The organism is Kluyvera fluvialis (genome assembly GCF_059725275.1).
On record NZ_AP046142.1, the window covers coordinates 1,768,369 to 1,783,757 of the forward strand.

The 15,389-nt window shown below is 52.6% G+C and carries 15 protein-coding genes; 8 read left to right on the top strand and 7 right to left on the bottom strand.

What is annotated here, in order from left to right:
- The first annotated feature begins 34 nt into the window (after positions 1 to 34).
- From mglB to mglC, 3 genes are all read left to right on the top strand, one after another.
- Positions 35 to 1,033, top strand: coding sequence for a galactose/glucose ABC transporter substrate-binding protein MglB (gene mglB, locus AC6I4B_RS08475; protein ID WP_497770974.1), 999 nt, complete (start codon positions 35 to 37; stop codon positions 1,031 to 1,033).
- Positions 1,034 to 1,099: 66 nt separating this feature from the next.
- Positions 1,100 to 2,620 carry a galactose/methyl galactoside ABC transporter ATP-binding protein MglA gene (mglA, locus tag AC6I4B_RS08480; RefSeq protein ID WP_497770975.1) on the top strand — a complete coding sequence of 507 codons (1,521 nt, stop codon included), beginning with the start codon at positions 1,100 to 1,102 and terminating at the stop codon, positions 2,618 to 2,620.
- A 15-nt stretch (positions 2,621 to 2,635) separates the two neighbouring features.
- Positions 2,636 to 3,646 (top strand): galactose/methyl galactoside ABC transporter permease MglC, encoded by a 1,011-nt coding sequence (gene mglC, locus AC6I4B_RS08485; RefSeq protein WP_497770977.1) that lies wholly within the window; start codon positions 2,636 to 2,638, stop codon positions 3,644 to 3,646.
- 117 nt (positions 3,647 to 3,763) lie between these two features.
- Here the strand turns inward: mglC and sanA are convergent, their stop codons facing one another.
- From sanA to AC6I4B_RS08510, 5 genes are all read right to left on the bottom strand, one after another.
- Positions 3,764 to 4,483 (bottom strand): outer membrane permeability protein SanA, encoded by a 720-nt coding sequence (gene sanA, locus AC6I4B_RS08490; RefSeq protein ID WP_497770978.1) that lies wholly within the window; start codon positions 4,481 to 4,483, stop codon positions 3,764 to 3,766.
- 126 nt (positions 4,484 to 4,609) lie between these two features.
- Complete coding sequence (cdd, locus tag AC6I4B_RS08495; protein WP_497770980.1) at positions 4,610 to 5,494, bottom strand: cytidine deaminase; 885 nt, start codon at positions 5,492 to 5,494, stop codon at positions 4,610 to 4,612.
- 127 nt (positions 5,495 to 5,621) lie between these two features.
- The gene (locus AC6I4B_RS08500) at positions 5,622 to 6,317 is read right to left on the bottom strand and encodes a CidB/LrgB family autolysis modulator (RefSeq protein ID WP_497770981.1); all 696 of its coding nucleotides are present in this window, start codon (positions 6,315 to 6,317) and stop codon (positions 5,622 to 5,624) included.
- Entirely contained in the window at positions 6,317 to 6,715 is a 399-nt protein-coding gene (locus AC6I4B_RS08505; RefSeq protein WP_497770983.1) for a CidA/LrgA family protein, read from the bottom strand. Before AC6I4B_RS08505 ends, AC6I4B_RS08500 begins: the two co-directional genes overlap by 1 nt.
- Positions 6,716 to 6,946: 231 nt before the next feature.
- Positions 6,947 to 8,335 (bottom strand): M24 family metallopeptidase, encoded by a 1,389-nt coding sequence (locus AC6I4B_RS08510; protein WP_497770984.1) that lies wholly within the window; start codon positions 8,333 to 8,335, stop codon positions 6,947 to 6,949.
- A gap of 101 nt (positions 8,336 to 8,436) precedes the next feature.
- On the opposite strand from AC6I4B_RS08510, the gene dusC reads away from it, so the two are divergent.
- Complete coding sequence (dusC, locus tag AC6I4B_RS08515) at positions 8,437 to 9,375, top strand: tRNA dihydrouridine(16) synthase DusC (protein WP_497770986.1); 939 nt, start codon at positions 8,437 to 8,439, stop codon at positions 9,373 to 9,375.
- Between the two features lie 154 nt (positions 9,376 to 9,529).
- A complete protein-coding gene (gene bglG, locus AC6I4B_RS08520; RefSeq protein ID WP_497770987.1) occupies positions 9,530 to 10,375 on the top strand; it encodes a transcriptional antiterminator BglG in 846 nt (281 codons plus the stop codon).
- 46 nt (positions 10,376 to 10,421) lie between these two features.
- On the opposite strand, the gene AC6I4B_RS08525 is transcribed toward bglG, so the two are convergent.
- Positions 10,422 to 11,156, bottom strand: a complete 735-nt coding sequence (locus AC6I4B_RS08525; protein WP_497770989.1) for a class I SAM-dependent methyltransferase — start codon at positions 11,154 to 11,156, stop codon at positions 10,422 to 10,424.
- Positions 11,157 to 11,266: 110 nt separating this feature from the next.
- On the opposite strand from AC6I4B_RS08525, the gene mdtQ reads away from it, so the two are divergent.
- A complete protein-coding gene (gene mdtQ / locus AC6I4B_RS08530) occupies positions 11,267 to 12,703 on the top strand; it encodes a multidrug resistance outer membrane protein MdtQ (protein ID WP_497770990.1) in 1,437 nt (478 codons plus the stop codon).
- 204 nt (positions 12,704 to 12,907) lie between these two features.
- Here mdtQ and AC6I4B_RS08535 read toward each other — a convergent pair whose 3' ends face one another.
- The gene (locus AC6I4B_RS08535; protein WP_497770992.1) at positions 12,908 to 13,477 is read right to left on the bottom strand and encodes a DedA family protein; all 570 of its coding nucleotides are present in this window, start codon (positions 13,475 to 13,477) and stop codon (positions 12,908 to 12,910) included.
- Positions 13,478 to 13,631: 154 nt separating this feature from the next.
- Here AC6I4B_RS08535 and AC6I4B_RS08540 point away from each other — a divergent pair, with 154 nt between their 5' ends.
- Positions 13,632 to 14,219: a Yip1 family protein gene (locus tag AC6I4B_RS08540; RefSeq protein WP_497770993.1), complete on the top strand. Its 588-nt coding sequence runs from the start codon at positions 13,632 to 13,634 to the stop codon at positions 14,217 to 14,219.
- A 177-nt stretch (positions 14,220 to 14,396) separates the two neighbouring features.
- On the top strand, positions 14,397 to 15,350 hold the full coding sequence (pbpG, locus tag AC6I4B_RS08545) for a D-alanyl-D-alanine endopeptidase (RefSeq protein ID WP_497770995.1): 954 nt from the start codon (positions 14,397 to 14,399) through the stop codon (positions 15,348 to 15,350).
- Positions 15,351 to 15,389 lie beyond the last annotated feature (39 nt).

Here is a 15,389-nt window from a genome sequence, read left to right on the forward strand (position 1 = left end):
CCGAACTACCCTGCATAATAAAACCGGAGATACCATGAATAAGAAGGTGTTTACTCTGTCTGCCCTGATGGCCAGCCTGTTTTTCGGTGCTGCGGCGCACGCTGCGGATACCCGTATTGGTGTGACGATTTATAAATACGACGATAACTTTATGTCTGTGGTACGTAAGGCGATTGAGAAAGACGCGAAAACGGCACCAGACGTTCAGTTGCTGATGAATGACTCGCAAAACGACCAGTCCAAACAGAACGACCAAATCGACGTTCTGCTGGCAAAAGGCGTGAAAGCACTGGCGATTAACCTGGTCGATCCGGCGGCGGCAGGCACGGTCATTGAAAAAGCGCGCGGTCAGAATGTGCCTATCGTTTTCTTCAACAAAGAACCTTCACGTAAAGCGCTGGATAGCTACGATAAAGCCTATTATGTCGGCACTGACTCAAAAGAGTCCGGCATTATTCAGGGCGACCTGATTGCTAAACACTGGGCGGCGAACCCAGGCTGGGATCTGAACAAAGACGGGCAGATTCAGTTTGTGCTGCTGAAAGGCGAGCCGGGTCACCCGGACGCTGAAGCGCGTACCACCTACGTTATCAAAGAGCTGAACGATAAGGGCCTGAAAACCCAACAGTTGCAGCTGGATACCGCCATGTGGGATACCGCTCAGGCAAAAGATAAAATGGATGCATGGCTGTCTGGCCCGAACGCCAACAAAATTGAAGTGGTGATTGCCAACAACGATGCGATGGCAATGGGCGCGGTTGAAGCGCTGAAAGCACACAATAAGAGCAGCATTCCGGTGTTCGGCGTTGATGCGCTGCCAGAAGCGCTGGCGCTGGTGAAATCTGGCGCGATGGCCGGAACCGTGCTGAACGATGCTAACAACCAGGCGAAAGCAACGTTCGATCTGGCGAAAAACCTGGCTGACGGTAAAGCCGCCGCTGAAGGCACTAACTGGAAGATTGAAAACAAAATCGTCCGTGTACCGTATGTCGGCGTCGATCAGTCAAACCTTAGCGAATTTATCGGTAAGTAATTTAAAAATATAGGGGGCGCAGGCCCCCTACATACTGACGCAGAAATATCGCAGCCAGGTACAATTATGGACAACAATAATAGAGCGCCGTCAGGCGAATTCTTGTTGGAAATGAGTCAAATCAACAAGTTATTCCCCGGCGTAAAAGCTCTCGATAATGTTAACCTGAAAGTTCGTCCGCACTCTATCCATGCCTTAATGGGGGAGAACGGTGCGGGTAAATCAACGTTATTAAAATGCCTGTTTGGGATCTATCAAAAAGATTCCGGTAGTATTCTCTTCCAGGGGAAAGAAATTGATTTCCATTCGGCGAAAGAAGCGCTGGAAAATGGGATTTCAATGGTGCACCAGGAATTAAACCTGGTATTACAACGTTCGGTCATGGACAACATGTGGCTGGGGCGTTATCCCACCAAAGGTATGTTTGTCGATCAGGACAAAATGTATCGCGATACCAAAGCCATTTTTGATGAGCTGGATATTGATATCGACCCGCGCGCCCGCGTTGGCACGTTATCGGTTTCGCAGATGCAGATGATTGAAATAGCTAAAGCCTTCTCCTATAACGCGAAAATTGTGATTATGGATGAGCCAACGTCTTCGCTAACGGAAAAAGAGGTGAACCACCTGTTCACGATTATCCGTAAGCTGAAAGATCGCGGCTGCGGCATTGTTTATATCTCGCATAAAATGGAAGAGATTTTCCAACTGTGCGATGAAATTACCGTTCTGCGCGATGGTCAGTGGATTGCCACCCAGCCGCTGGAAGGGCTGGATATGGACAAAATCATCGCCATGATGGTTGGGCGCTCGCTGAATCAGCGCTTCCCAGACAAGCACAACACGCCGGGCGAGGTGATTCTCGACGTTCAGCATCTGACGTCGCTGCGCCAGCCGTCCATTCGCGATGTGTCATTCCAATTGCGTAAAGGTGAAATCCTCGGTATTGCCGGGCTGGTGGGGGCAAAGCGCACCGATATCGTTGAAACGCTGTTTGGCGTGCGCGAAAAGTCGGGCGGCACAATTACGCTGCACGGCAAGAAAATTAATAACCATAATGCCAACGAAGCTATTAATAACGGTTTTGCGTTAGTTACCGAAGAACGCCGCTCAACGGGGATTTACGCCTATCTGGATATTGGTTTTAACTCGTTAATTTCCAATATTAAAAGTTATAAAAATAAAATGGGGCTGTTGGATAATTCGCGCATGAAGAGTGATACCCAGTGGGTTATTGACTCGATGCGGGTTAAAACGCCGGGCCACCATACTCAGATTGGTTCATTGTCGGGCGGTAATCAGCAAAAGGTGATTATCGGACGCTGGTTGTTAACTCAGCCAGAAATTCTCATGCTGGATGAACCGACTCGCGGTATTGATGTTGGCGCAAAATTTGAAATTTATCAGTTAATCGCCGAACTGGCGAAGAAAGGTAAAGGGATCATTATTATTTCTTCGGAAATGCCTGAGCTGCTGGGAATTACTGACCGCATCCTTGTCATGAGCAATGGCTTGGTTGCCGGGATTGTAGAAACAAAAACAACAACGCAAAACGAAATTCTCCGTCTTGCGTCATTGCACCTTTAAGAGCAGGGGCTCGACATGAGTACGTTAAATAAAAAAAGCTTTCTGACTTATCTGAAAGATGGCGGTATTTACGTCGTTCTTTTGGTTCTGCTGGCGATTATTATTATCCAGGATCCTACTTTCTTAAGTTTGCTGAACCTCAGTAATATTCTGACCCAGTCTTCGGTGCGTATTATTATCGCGCTAGGGGTGGCTGGGTTGATTGTCACGCAGGGGACAGATCTTTCCGCAGGGCGCCAGGTGGGCCTGGCAGCGGTAATTGCGGCAACGCTGCTGCAATCAATGGAGAACGCCAACAAGGTGTTCCCGGAAATGGCGACCATGCCGATAGCGGTGGTGATTCTGATTGTCTGTGCCATCGGGGCGGTGATTGGGCTTATCAACGGCATTATTATCGCCTACCTGAATGTGACGCCGTTTATTACCACGCTGGGCACGATGATTATCGTTTATGGGATTAACTCCCTGTACTACGACTTTGTGGGCGCATCGCCTATTTCCGGTTTTGACAGCGGCTTTTCGACCTTCACCCAGGGGTTTATTGCACTCGGGACGTTCCGGCTGTCGTACATTACGTTCTATGCGCTGATTGCTGTCGCCTTCGTGTGGATCCTGTGGAACAAAACCCGCTTTGGTAAAAATATTTTTGCCATCGGCGGTAACCCAGAAGCCGCGAAAGTTTCAGGGGTCAACGTAGGGCTGAATTTGCTGGTAATTTATGCGCTTTCCGGTGTGTTCTACGCTTTTGGTGGGATGCTGGAAGCAGGCCGTATCGGCTCGGCGACCAACAACCTCGGCTTTATGTATGAGCTGGATGCTATCGCGGCCTGTGTGGTCGGCGGGGTTTCGTTTAGCGGCGGCGTCGGGACGGTATTTGGTGTGGTCACCGGTGTGATTATTTTCACCGTCATCAACTATGGCCTGACGTACATCGGCGTGAATCCGTACTGGCAGTACATTATCAAAGGCGGAATTATCATCTTTGCCGTTGCGCTGGATTCACTGAAATACGCGCGTAAGAAATAACTTACACATCATCGTAGGCCTGATAAGCGCAGCGCCGCAACGGAGCTGAATGCCGGGTGACGGCGTAAACGCCTTATCCGGCCTACGAACGTGTGCCATCAGGCAATGCACAAGCTCTCAACGACCTTTTTTCTTCTGCAATTCCAGCAACTGTTCTGGCGTTACGGCAGGATATCCCTGTGCATCTTCCGGGACTTCTCGCTGGGCAGGAATGGGAATCAACGGGCCTAAGAAACGTGGCTCACGTTTAAAGAGATACAAATCGGCGAGCGCGCCAAAGCGTGCGCCAAATTCCCGCAGACGAACGCTCCACATATCTTTGGGTGACGGAACCGCATAACACTGTGCCTGAATCCCCATATGCAGCGCGATAAACAGCGCGCGCTCGCAGTGGAAGCGTTGGGTAATAATAATGAAATCGTTGGTATCAAAGACTTTGCGCGTGCGCACAATGGAATCCAGCGTACGGAAGCCCGCGTAATCCAGCACGATATCCGCCGGATCGACACCGGCTTTGATGAGATCCCGCCGCATTGTCATCGGTTCGTTATAACTTTGCATAGCGTTATCGCCGCTCAGCAACAGGTAATTGACCTTGCCGCTGTTGTAGGCGTTTAGCGCGCCTTGCATACGATAACGGTAATACTGATTGATAACACCGGTGCGATAATATTTGGCCGTGCCCAGCACGACACCAACCTGGCGGTAGGGGAGGTCTTGCAGCTCGTCGTAAATATAGGGCGCGGTTTTCCAGCTCATCCACCGGTCAAGGCCCAGCACGGTCAACAGCAGCAGGCCGCAGAGGACTAACAGGCTGTATAACACACGCTTTAACATGAAGTTGGCTCAATAATGGACGACGGAGACATCAGGCTACTGTACCCACGGGGTAAGAGCAAGAAAGCCGCGTCTAATTGCGGGGAATTTCAACAATGCGGGCTATTTCGCCCGCATACAATAAGATTAACCTAACAATACGCGATCGATATTATGGCAGCCTAATGCTTTCAGCGTTGCTGCGGTAGCATCCCACTGAATCAGCGGCGCATCGGCGCGTTCGGCCAAAATAGCACGCTGGATATCCGGGTAGTCATAACCGTTAAGGCTCAACAGATTCAGCGCCCCTTGCAGCGGTGGCAGCGTAGGGTTGAAGGCGGCATTTTCTGCATAGCTGCCGCTGAAAATCGTCCCGTCACGCAACTCCAACGCCACGCCGGAAGGCGACTTGCTGTACGGCGAGTGGCTGGCGTTTGCCGCTTTAATTGCCGCTTGCGACAGGGCATCACCCTCAAGCGGATAGCCATGATCCTGCTTATCCATCAGCAGGGTTTTAATGTTCAGATCTTTTGGCCCAAAGGCATCCGGCAGATAGTCTTCCAGCGTATGCGGCTGGCGGCCCGGCAGGTTGATACGCAACGCCAGCCCGCTGTTCAGTTCATTCATAAACTGACGGCAATGCCCACACGGCGTGTAGTTAACGGTAATTGCTTGCAGTGCGGTTTCTCCGCGTAGCCATGCATGGCTGATGGCGCTTTGCTCGGCGTGGACGGTTTGCTGCATGGTCGCACCGAGAAACTCCATATTGCCGCCAAAATACCAAGTGCCACTCACGCCACGGGCGATAGCGCCAACGTTAAAGTGTGACAGATCGGCACGAGCACAGGCGGCGGCAAGCGGCAGGAGTGCAAAGGCGAGCGCGTCTTCGTCCAGCCCCGTCGCCGTTTGCAGCGATGAAACCTGCTCGGCGCTCAGCAGGGCAGGGAAATGCGCAGAGGCTAACATAGGGGCGATAGCTGTCTGCAAGTCTGCCGCCAGTTGCGAAAAAGCGGATTGAAAACGTGAATGCATGACGTTGCCTCGTAACTAGGTAATGGGATCGTAGTGTACGAGGCACGTGCGTCTTAATTAGTGATCAATGTCTCATTGTTAGTGCAACTAATGTAATTGCATCTAAAAATGTGTGATTTGTCTCGTTTTAACCCACTACTGACAGAATAATCGGGAATAAAAACGGGGCAATCAGCGAGGTAATAATGCCGCAGATAACCAACGCCAGTGAACTAAACGCCCCTTCCTGGTAGTCGATTTCCGCGCAGCGAGCCGTGCCCAGGGCGTGCGATGCCGTGCCCATTGACAGGCCGCGCGACGCTTTCGTGGTGATGCGCATCAGGTTCAGCAGCGTATGGCCAAACACCGCGCCCAGAATACCGACATAAATCACGCACACGGCGCTAATCGCGGGAATACCGCCGATACTTCCGCTCACCGCCATCGCAATGGGGGTCGTGACTGATTTCGGCATAATCGAGGCGGCAATTTGCGGCGACGCCCCCATCATTAAAGCGACGGCCGTACCGGTAATCATCGCCACCGCACTGCCGATAAAGCAGATGGTGATGATTGATTTCCAGCGAGCGCGGATTTGGTGCAGTTGTTCATACAGCGGATAGGCAAGGGCGACCACCGCAGGCTGAAGCAGCTCGTTCAGCACTTCACTGCCTTTAAAGTAATGTTCATAGGGAATGCCGGTCAGCATCAAGAATGGAATAATCACAATCATTGATATCAGCAGCGGGTTGAGCAGCGGCATTTTAAAACGGGTGCCCAATTTACGGGCGGCAAAAAAGACAATTAAGGTCAGTGGCAGTGACCACCAAATATAATGCAGCATTATTTATCCGCTCCATCTTGACCAACCACTTTACGTTCGCCGTGCACCAGATGCGAGCTCCAACTTACTACCATTAATACCACCAGCGTACTAATGGTGCAGGAAACCACAACCGGGCCAAACTGCGCTTTCAGCAGTGTGAAATATTGCATTACCCCCACGCCAATCGGCACAAACAGCAGCGCCATATAGCGAATTAACACGTAACAGCCAGGGTTGACCCATTTCGCGGGCAGAATTTGCAACGCCAGCAGTACGAAGAGAATAAGCATACCGATAATGCTGCCAGGAATAGTTATTGGCAGCAGGGAAGAAATAAAAATACCGGCGTACAGACAGACATAGATCAACACGAATGCACGCAGATATTGCCAGATGATATTCAGTGATTTGAGCATGGTATTCACCTTTCTTTGAATGCATTCATCATACAATTAAAGCCAAAAATGTGCTACCGATCACAACATGAATTCTGAGCATAACTGTTATAGATAAGCGGAACATCAGGCCGTTGACCGAGTTTTCACCTCTGTTTTCTACAGGATGTGATAAATAGCTTAAAAATCAACCATGCGCCAGCGGCAGAGCGTCTTTTGCACCTTAATCCGCCGACGCAGCTAAATGGCGATTTATGCGCCCAGCGCTTTATCTTTTGCCAGCATAAATGGCCGCAGATAGGCCACGCTGTTGGAAAGCGGGATGACGTCATCGCTGAGCGCAATATTCAGCACCGTTTTCAGGTAATCACGCCGCACGGTGATGCGCTCCCACAAGGCGGGATAATCCTGCTGAATCTGTTGGCGTAACGCGGCATCGGCGAGCGCAATGCTCTCTTCAGCGCTGACGCCGGTATAGCCCGGCACGGAAGGGATAATATCGATTTGCAAGATCATGCCGCTTTTTAGCGTCTCGCGGGAGTGCGGATAAACCGGCGACGACATCCACTCCTCATCGGCGCTAAGATGCCCCGGATTCAAGTGCCAACCGTAGCGCGCTTTTGGTAGGACCTGCTCTACCCGTGCATAAAGCTCACCGCCTGGCATCCCAATGCGAATCTGTTCCAGCCAGTCTACAACCGCCGCAAAATAGGGTTTTGCCACGCGCTCCAGATAATCTTTTTGTGCATCGGGTAACTCGTCTGCGCTGGCAATCACAAAACCGGTACGGCTGGATAATCCGCCTTTAAAACCGGTGGTCATCGACAGCGGTTGCCCCCGTTCAACCGGTTTATAGCTGGGATAGAAATTAGCTTTCTCGAAACGCTGACCGCTGGCGGCAATGGTCACCACCGTTTGATATTGCCCTTCGGCGGCCAGCAACGCGCCTAAATCGGCCTCGCGAATGCCAGGCTCTACGGCGTCCAGCGCGCGCAACATACAGTTGGAGGCCAGGTTAGCACCGTATTCATAATGGGCAATTTCGTTGGCGTTATTCACCGTCCTGGCGCCGTTATCACCACCGATAAATAGGGCGGCGGCGTTTTCTATCAGCGTATCGGCGGCAACGCTTGCCTGAATCGCCTCAACAATAAAGTACGGTAGGTCAAAATAGTGGCGGTTATCGGTGTGGGCGGAGGTAAACATCTTCCAGCCGACCAGGCCTACTTTTTTCGCCGCGCTGAGTCCAGATGCCTGTAATAGCTCGGCAAGTGGCCTGTCGTTATTCATCGGCTGATTAGGTAATGAGAATAGCGGGCAGTGTTTGAGGGTCACCGGCAGGCGTGAATGGTGGGCCATCTTCAGGTTCTCATTGCCCAGAATCGCGGTGGCGTGGCCGGATTTTTCCAGCACCAGCAGGCCTTCTTCAAAGCGGGGAATAAAACCGGTCAGGTACTCGAAATTGCTGCCGTGCTCTTTATCGGCATAAATGACGATAGTGTCAAAACCGGCGGCGTGCATCCGCGTCAGAACGCGGTTTTTACGTTCCAGTAGGGTGGCGTCGGTCAACGCAACCGGTGGCACATTATTGAACTGGCGCGGCGCGCGGGTCGTGCGTAGCTGGATACCTTTCTGGTTCATTATTCACCTCCTGATGTGCAGATTATTCTGGCTCTCCTGGGCAGTGGAAAGCTGCCTTCAGAGACGTTACCATAGCGCCTCTTTTTTTTCCGGGTAACGATATGCGTGTATTACTGGCACCGATGGAAGGTGTGCTCGATTCGCTGGTGCGCGAGCTGCTGACCGAAGTGAATGATTATGATCTGTGCATCACCGAATTTTTGCGCGTGGTGGATCAACTGCTGCCGGTAAAATCGTTCTACAGACACTGCCCGGAACTGCACAATCAAAGCCGAACGCCTTCTGGCACGCTGGTACGCGTCCAACTGCTGGGGCAGTATCCACAGTGGTTGGCGGAAAACGCCGCCAGGGCGGTCGAACTGGGCTCGTGGGGGGTGGATTTCAACTGCGGTTGCCCGTCGAAATCGGTTAACGGTAGCGGCGGGGGCGCAACGTTGCTGAAAGATCCTGAGATGATTTATCAGGGGGCAAAAGCCATGCGGGAAGCTGTGCCCGCGCATTTGCCGGTGACGGTGAAGGTGCGCCTCGGTTGGGACAACAGCGCGCGGCAGTTTGAAATCGCCGATGCAGTACAGCAAGCGGGCGCGACGGAGCTGGTGGTGCACGGGCGTACCAAAGAAGACGGCTATAAAGCGGATCGTATCAACTGGCAGGCGATTGCTGAAATCCGCCAGCGTCTGACCATTCCGGTTATCGCTAACGGTGAAATCTGGGACTGGCAGAGCGCGCAAGTGTGCATGAACGCAACCGGCTGTGATGCTGTGATGATTGGCCGTGGCGCGCTGAATGTGCCAAACCTTAGCCGGGTGATTAAATACAACGAACCGCGCCTGCCGTGGCCGCAGGTGGTTGAGCTACTGCAAAAATACACTCGCCTTGAAAAACAAGGTGATACCGGGCTGTATCACGTTGCGCGCATTAAGCAGTGGCTGGGCTATCTACGCAAAGAATACGAAGAAGCCACCACGCTGTTTACCGCCGTGCGGGCGCTGCAAGAGTCGAAGCGCATTGCCGAGGTGATTAACGGCTGGCGCGGATAAAGTATCCGATCCGTATCACAAATTTCCGTTCGTTCCATTGAGTTCAGACCGCCGACAGTGGAATACTTGTGGTTGATTGTTACTGTTTCGGCAGGCAAAACCTGATTACCTGACGTTTGTCGGGGGGCAGGTTTTTTTGTTTCTGGGGTTCATAATGCAGATCGCCAAAGTTCTTAATAATAATGTGGTGGTAGTTCTGGATGAACACCGGCGTGAGCAGGTTGTGATGGGGCGAGGGCTAGCCTTTCAGAAACGCGTCGGTGACTCACTGGATGAGGCGCTCATCGAGAAAATTTTCGCCCTACAAAGTGATGAGCTGGTAGGGCGCTTGGGAGAATTACTCAGTCAGATTCCGCTGGAGGTGATGACCACCTGTGACCGAATCATCGAACGGGCGCGCGAGCGGCTCGGTAAATTGCAAGAAAGTGTGTACATCACACTGACCGACCACTGTCATTTCGCCATTGAGCGGCAGAAAAACGGCGTCGCACTGCGTAACGTGCTGCTGTGGGAAATTAAACGGTTGTATCCCAAAGAATTTGCCCTCGGGCAAGAGGCGCGAGAGTTAATCGCTCAGCGGCTTGGCGTTGAACTGGCAGAGGACGAAGCGGGGTTTATTGCCCTGCATCTGGTGACTGCGCAGTTACACAGCGAAATGCCAGAAGTGATGCACGTGACGCGGGTGATGCAGGAGATTCTGCAACTGGTGAAATACCAGTTACACCTTGAGTACAACGAAGAGTCGCTAAGTTATCAACGTTTTGTCACTCATTTGAAGTTTTTCGCCCAGCGTATGTTAACGCGTACGGTGGTGGAAGATGATGATGAGTCGCTGCATAGCGCGGTGAAGGATAACTACGCCAAAGCGTGGAAGTGTGCGGAAATCGTGGCTCGGCATCTGCAAAAAAGTTACCAGCGTTCGCTCACCACTGAAGAAATCATGTTCCTCGCCATTCACATTGAACGGGTCAGAAAAGAGGGGCGTCTTTCTATATCGTAGCGCCACGCCTGAGCGCGCCGAGAGTCGGCGTCGCTCGTGGCGCGGGTTATGCCGGTTTACGGGCGCGCAGTAAGAAAATCATTGGCCGCTCTTTTTCTTCATCCAGCGCCGGTTGCGCGGCAATCTGTTCCGCCGTTGGCCCCCACTCATCAAGATGTTCAATCACAAAGCCTGCGGCAACCAGCGCGTTAATCCAGCTGGAGAGCTTGCGGTGCTGTTTTTTAACGCCATCGGCAAACCAGTTGCTGATGCGCTCGCCCTCCTGCTGATAATGGCTCACCGGCCAGCTTTTTTGCCCGTTTTCATCCTGTTGCCAACCCTGCTGGAGCGGGGCGGTATAAATGGGATGCTCGGCGGAAAACACCAGCGCGCCGCCCGGCGTTAAGGCTTCGAACACGGTCGCCAGCAGCGGGGCGATATCCGGTAAATAGTGCAGCGCAAGCGAGCTGTACACCAGTTCACAGCTATGGCGGGCCAGGCTTAAATTTTGCAAATCTTCACAGCGGTAATCAATGCCGCTGCCATCGGTCATTTCGCGCGCGCGTTCCAGCATTCGGCTTGAGAGATCTAACCCTGTAATTTGCGCCGCCCCTTCATCACGCGCCCAGCGGCAGAACCAGCCGTAGCCGCAGCCTAAATCCACGACCCGCAGGCCGGACATCGGCGGCAACATGCGCTGTAAAGCAGGCCACTCCGGCGCGCCGTCTAACCCTTTTACCGAACGGTCAAGGGTGGCGTACCCCGCAAAGAACTGGGGATTATCATAAATATTCTGGCTCATTTTCACTCCATGAAGATAAAAGAGAGGATTAACCCCCACACGCGTTACTAAACGGGATTAATCGGTTTAAATTATTATACAGCACCTTATTTCGTAACCCGATTACTCTCATGAATCTTATGCCTGGAAAAAATGCGCTGTACGGTCTGCCGTTGCTGATTGTACTGGCGGGCTGTGCGCCTTCGCACGACATTGGGGCGCCGCTAAAACAGCAGCTTCCTGCAAGCCGGGTCTCCACCTCGTTACCGGCGGCGTTGCAAAACGGCTGGCCGCAGAGCAACTGGTGGCAGGACTATCATGATGCCCAGCTTAACGCGCTGATTGACCGTGCGCTGGCGAACTCGCCGGATATGCAGATTGCCAGCCAGCGTATTGCGCTGGCTGAAGCACAAGCGCGGATGTCGCAGTCCAATCTTGGCCCAGAGCTGGATGCGGGAGCTAATTTTGAGCGTCAGAAAATGTCGGCAGAAGGCTTGATGGGGCCGTTTGCCTCCGACGCCGATGGCAACACCGGGCCGTGGTATACCAACGGGACGTTTGGCTTAACCGCCGGTTGGGATCTCGACCTGTGGGGGAAAAATCGCGCCCTGGTACAGGCGCGGATTGGTGAAGTAAAAGCCCAGATGGCAGAGCTTGCGCAAACCCGTGAATTGCTGGCAAGCAGCGTCGCGCGTCTGTACTGGCAATGGCAAACTGAAGCGGCTATTCACAGCGTTTTAGAGCAGGTAAGAGACGAGCAAAATAATATTGTGAACGTTGATATCGCGCTGTTGCAGCGCGGGATCACCAACTCTGCTGAAGGAGCCGAGAACGATATTAACGTCAGCAAAACTGACCAGCAGTTGACGGATGTCGCGGGCAATATGAAAGAGATTGAAGCCCGTCTGATGGCGCTGACTAACAGCCAGGGGCAGGTGTTAAATTTACGCAAAGCCAATTTACCCGCCGTTGCCAGTAAAATGCCGAATCAACTCGGCTATGAGCTGTTGGCACGCCGCCCGGATTTGCAAGAAGCGCACTGGTATATTGAAGCCTCGCTGAGCGAAGTCGACGCCGCGAAAGCCGCGTTTTACCCCGATATCAATCTGATGGCTTTCTTGCAACAAGATGCCCTGCATTTAAGCGACCTGTTCCGTCATTCGGCGCAGCAAATGGGCGTCACCGCAGGGCTAACTCTGCCTATTTTTGACAGCGGACGGTTGAATGCAAACCTTGATATAGCCAGCGCGCAGAACAACCTTTCGGTGGCGAAATACAACAAAGCAGTGGTGGATGCGGTTAATCAGGTCGCGAGAACCGCAAGCCAGGTGGAAACGCTGATGGAGAAAAACCAGCAGCAGTCCAGGGTTGAGAAAGACGTGCAGCGGGTGGTGAAGCTGGCGCAGGCACGGATGAACGCCGGTATTCTGCCAGGGTCGAAAGTCAGCATGGCGAAGCTGCCAGCGTTGCAGGAGCGGATTAACGCGTTGCGCCTGCACGGTCAATGGGTGGATGCCAGCATTCAGCTCACGTCGGCGTTGGGCGGCGGTTATCACGCCACAGAATAAGGCGTAACGCCTGCGCACCCTGCCTGATGGCGGCTCACGCCTTATCAGGCCTACAAACCAGCCCCGTTCTGCCGTTTTCCCGTAGGCCGGATAAGCGCAGCGCCATCCGGCAGAGCGGTGCGGCGTTGCCGGATACATCCGTTTTTCGTAGGCCGGATAAGCGCAGCGCCATCCGGCAATAAACGTCTGAGCGCGCGCTCGCTGTTAATCTTGCTTTTTCGCTTCTCGCCGTTTCAGCCACCAACGTGCGGCAATCACCAGCACAATCACCAGCGCCAGCCAGATAAAATGTTTTATATGCTGGTTAAGATGATGCAGCCACGGGCCAATCGCTTCGCCGCCTAAATAGCCGAGCGAGGTAAACAACAGCGCCCAGACAATAGCGCCAAAAATATTCAGCGGCAGGAATATTTTAGGCGGCAGCCCGCTCGCACCGATAAGCAACGGCCCGATAACCCGAAAGCCGTACATAAACCGCGTACCGATAACGAACAAATAAGGGTGATGTTGAATCAACCGCTGCGCTTTACGAATACGCGCCTGATGGCGCGAGAAGCGCTTGAGTAACCGTCCACCAAACCGACGGCCCAACAAATACAGCACCTGATCGCCAATCATCCCGCCCAGCGCCACCGAAATCACGACCAGCGGAAACTTCAATAGACCCTGGTGTGCCACCACGCCGCCAAGCAACGTAATGGTTTCACCTTCCGCCATACTGCCGAGCACCAGCGCGGCGTAACCATAGTGGGAAATCAGGTTATTGATATCCATACAAACACATACTCCTTACCACAACATACCTTTAATCATACACCCTGACGCAATAACTGCGGCGGCTGCGTTTTTTTGCGTTGTACATAAAACAATCTATTCACATGAATTATACTTAGTACAACGTGGTAGCGAGCCGCGCTGAGGAGGCGTTATGAACCATGTATGGGGATTATTCTCCCACCCAGATAGAGAAATGCATGTTATACGCAGTGAGAACGAAACGGTTTCTCACCACTTTGTGCATCACGTGCTAATCATGGCGGCGATTCCAGTGGTCTGCGCCTTTATCGGCACTACGCAGCTCGGCTGGAATTTTGGCGAAGGCACGGTCGTCAGGCTTTCGCTGATGACAGGGCTGGGGCTGGCTGTGCTGTTTTATGCTTTGATGCTGGTCGGTGTCGCGGTGATGGGGCGGGTCATCTGGTGGATGGCGCGTCATTATCCGAATCGCCCATCGCTAAAACGCTGCATGGTGTTTGCGGGCTATGTTGCCACGCCGATTTTCCTGAGCGGTATTGTGGCGCTATATCCGTTGGTTTGGCTGTGCGCGCTGGTGGGGACAGTGGCACTGTTTTACACCGGTTATCTGCTGTACGTCGGCATTCCTACCTTCCTGAATATTAACCGCGAAGAAGGGCTGAGCTTTGCCAGTTCAACGCTGGCGATTGGTGTGTTGGTACTTGAAATCTTGCTGGCACTGACTGTGGTGCTGTGGGGCTATGGTTATCGAATGTTCTAGTCATTAAATACATTGCTGGCGTGAATTTTAAAGCGCCAGTAATGCAGCATTTATTCACTATTATTTTCTGGTAGATATCGCGCAGTCCGCGCTATGATGGGATATTCCGCTTCGCCGCCCGTGCCGCGAAGCGGTTGTCTATCATAATGTGCATAAATAACCACCAGAATACTCACCATGCAGAAATTTCGCGTTTCCCTGCTCAGCTTAGCGTTAGTGCTGGCTGTGCCTTTTGCACCTCAGGCCAGTGCCAAAACGGCTGTCTCTGCCGTGGCCTCGCAGCCGGAAATTGCCTCCGGTAGCGCGATGATTGTTGACCTGAATACCAATAAAGTCATTTATGCCAACCAGCCGGATCTGGTGCGCCCTATTGCTTCAATCACCAAGCTGATGACCGCGATGGTGGTGTTGGACGCGCATTTACCGTTGGATGAAATGCTGACCGTGGATATCAGCCGCACGCCAGAGATGAAAGGCATTTATTCTCGTGTGCGCCTGAACAGCAAAATCAGCCGTAAAAATATGCTGCTGTTGGCGCTGATGTCGTCAGAAAACCGCGCGGCGGCAAGCCTTGCGCACCATTATCCAGGCGGTTATGACGCATTTATCCGCGCCATGAATGCCAAAGCCAAAGCGCTGGGCATGACGCACACGCGCTACGTCGAGCCGACGGGGCTGTCGATTCATAACGTTTCGACCGCGCGTGACCTGACCAAAATGCTGATTGCCACCAAAAGCTATCCGCTGTTGGGCCAGTTAAGCACCACGAAAGAAGATACGGCTACTTTTGCTAACCCGTCGTATTCACTGCCATTCCGCAATACTAACCATCTGGTTTACCGCGATAACTGGAGTATTCAGTTGACCAAAACCGGCTTTACTAATGCCGCAGGTCACTGTCTGGTGATGCGCACCGTGATGAATAACCGTCCGGTGGCGATGGTGGTGATGGATGCGTTTGGCAAATATACCCATTTTGCCGATGCCAGCCGTCTGCGCACATGGGTAGAAACCGGAAAAGTGATGCCAGTTCCTGCTGCGGCGCTGAGCTATAAAAAGCAGAAAGAATCCCAGGTGGAAGGCGCTATTGCCAAAGCCCAGAAAAGTGGGAAAACCACTCAGGACGATTAATCGTTAAAGCCGCGCCCAGCGAATACTGGGCGTGGCTTA

Coding starts and splice junctions, on each gene's coding strand:
- mglB (WP_497770974.1), top strand. CDS start 35: ATGAATAAGAAGGTGTTTACTCTGTCTGCCCTGATGGCCAGCCTGTTT.
- mglA (WP_497770975.1), top strand. CDS start 1,100: ATGGACAACAATAATAGAGCGCCGTCAGGCGAATTCTTGTTGGAAATG.
- mglC (WP_497770977.1), top strand. CDS start 2,636: ATGAGTACGTTAAATAAAAAAAGCTTTCTGACTTATCTGAAAGATGGC.
- sanA (WP_497770978.1), bottom strand. CDS start 4,483: ATGTTAAAGCGTGTGTTATACAGCCTGTTAGTCCTCTGCGGCCTGCTG.
- cdd (WP_497770980.1), bottom strand. CDS start 5,494: ATGCATTCACGTTTTCAATCCGCTTTTTCGCAACTGGCGGCAGACTTG.
- AC6I4B_RS08500 (WP_497770981.1), bottom strand. CDS start 6,317: ATGCTGCATTATATTTGGTGGTCACTGCCACTGACCTTAATTGTCTTT.
- AC6I4B_RS08505 (WP_497770983.1), bottom strand. CDS start 6,715: ATGCTCAAATCACTGAATATCATCTGGCAATATCTGCGTGCATTCGTG.
- AC6I4B_RS08510 (WP_497770984.1), bottom strand. CDS start 8,335: ATGAACCAGAAAGGTATCCAGCTACGCACGACCCGCGCGCCGCGCCAG.
- dusC (WP_497770986.1), top strand. CDS start 8,437: ATGCGTGTATTACTGGCACCGATGGAAGGTGTGCTCGATTCGCTGGTG.
- bglG (WP_497770987.1), top strand. CDS start 9,530: ATGCAGATCGCCAAAGTTCTTAATAATAATGTGGTGGTAGTTCTGGAT.
- AC6I4B_RS08525 (WP_497770989.1), bottom strand. CDS start 11,156: ATGAGCCAGAATATTTATGATAATCCCCAGTTCTTTGCGGGGTACGCC.
- mdtQ (WP_497770990.1), top strand. CDS start 11,267: ATGAATCTTATGCCTGGAAAAAATGCGCTGTACGGTCTGCCGTTGCTG.
- AC6I4B_RS08535 (WP_497770992.1), bottom strand. CDS start 13,477: ATGGATATCAATAACCTGATTTCCCACTATGGTTACGCCGCGCTGGTG.
- AC6I4B_RS08540 (WP_497770993.1), top strand. CDS start 13,632: ATGAACCATGTATGGGGATTATTCTCCCACCCAGATAGAGAAATGCAT.
- pbpG (WP_497770995.1), top strand. CDS start 14,397: ATGCAGAAATTTCGCGTTTCCCTGCTCAGCTTAGCGTTAGTGCTGGCT.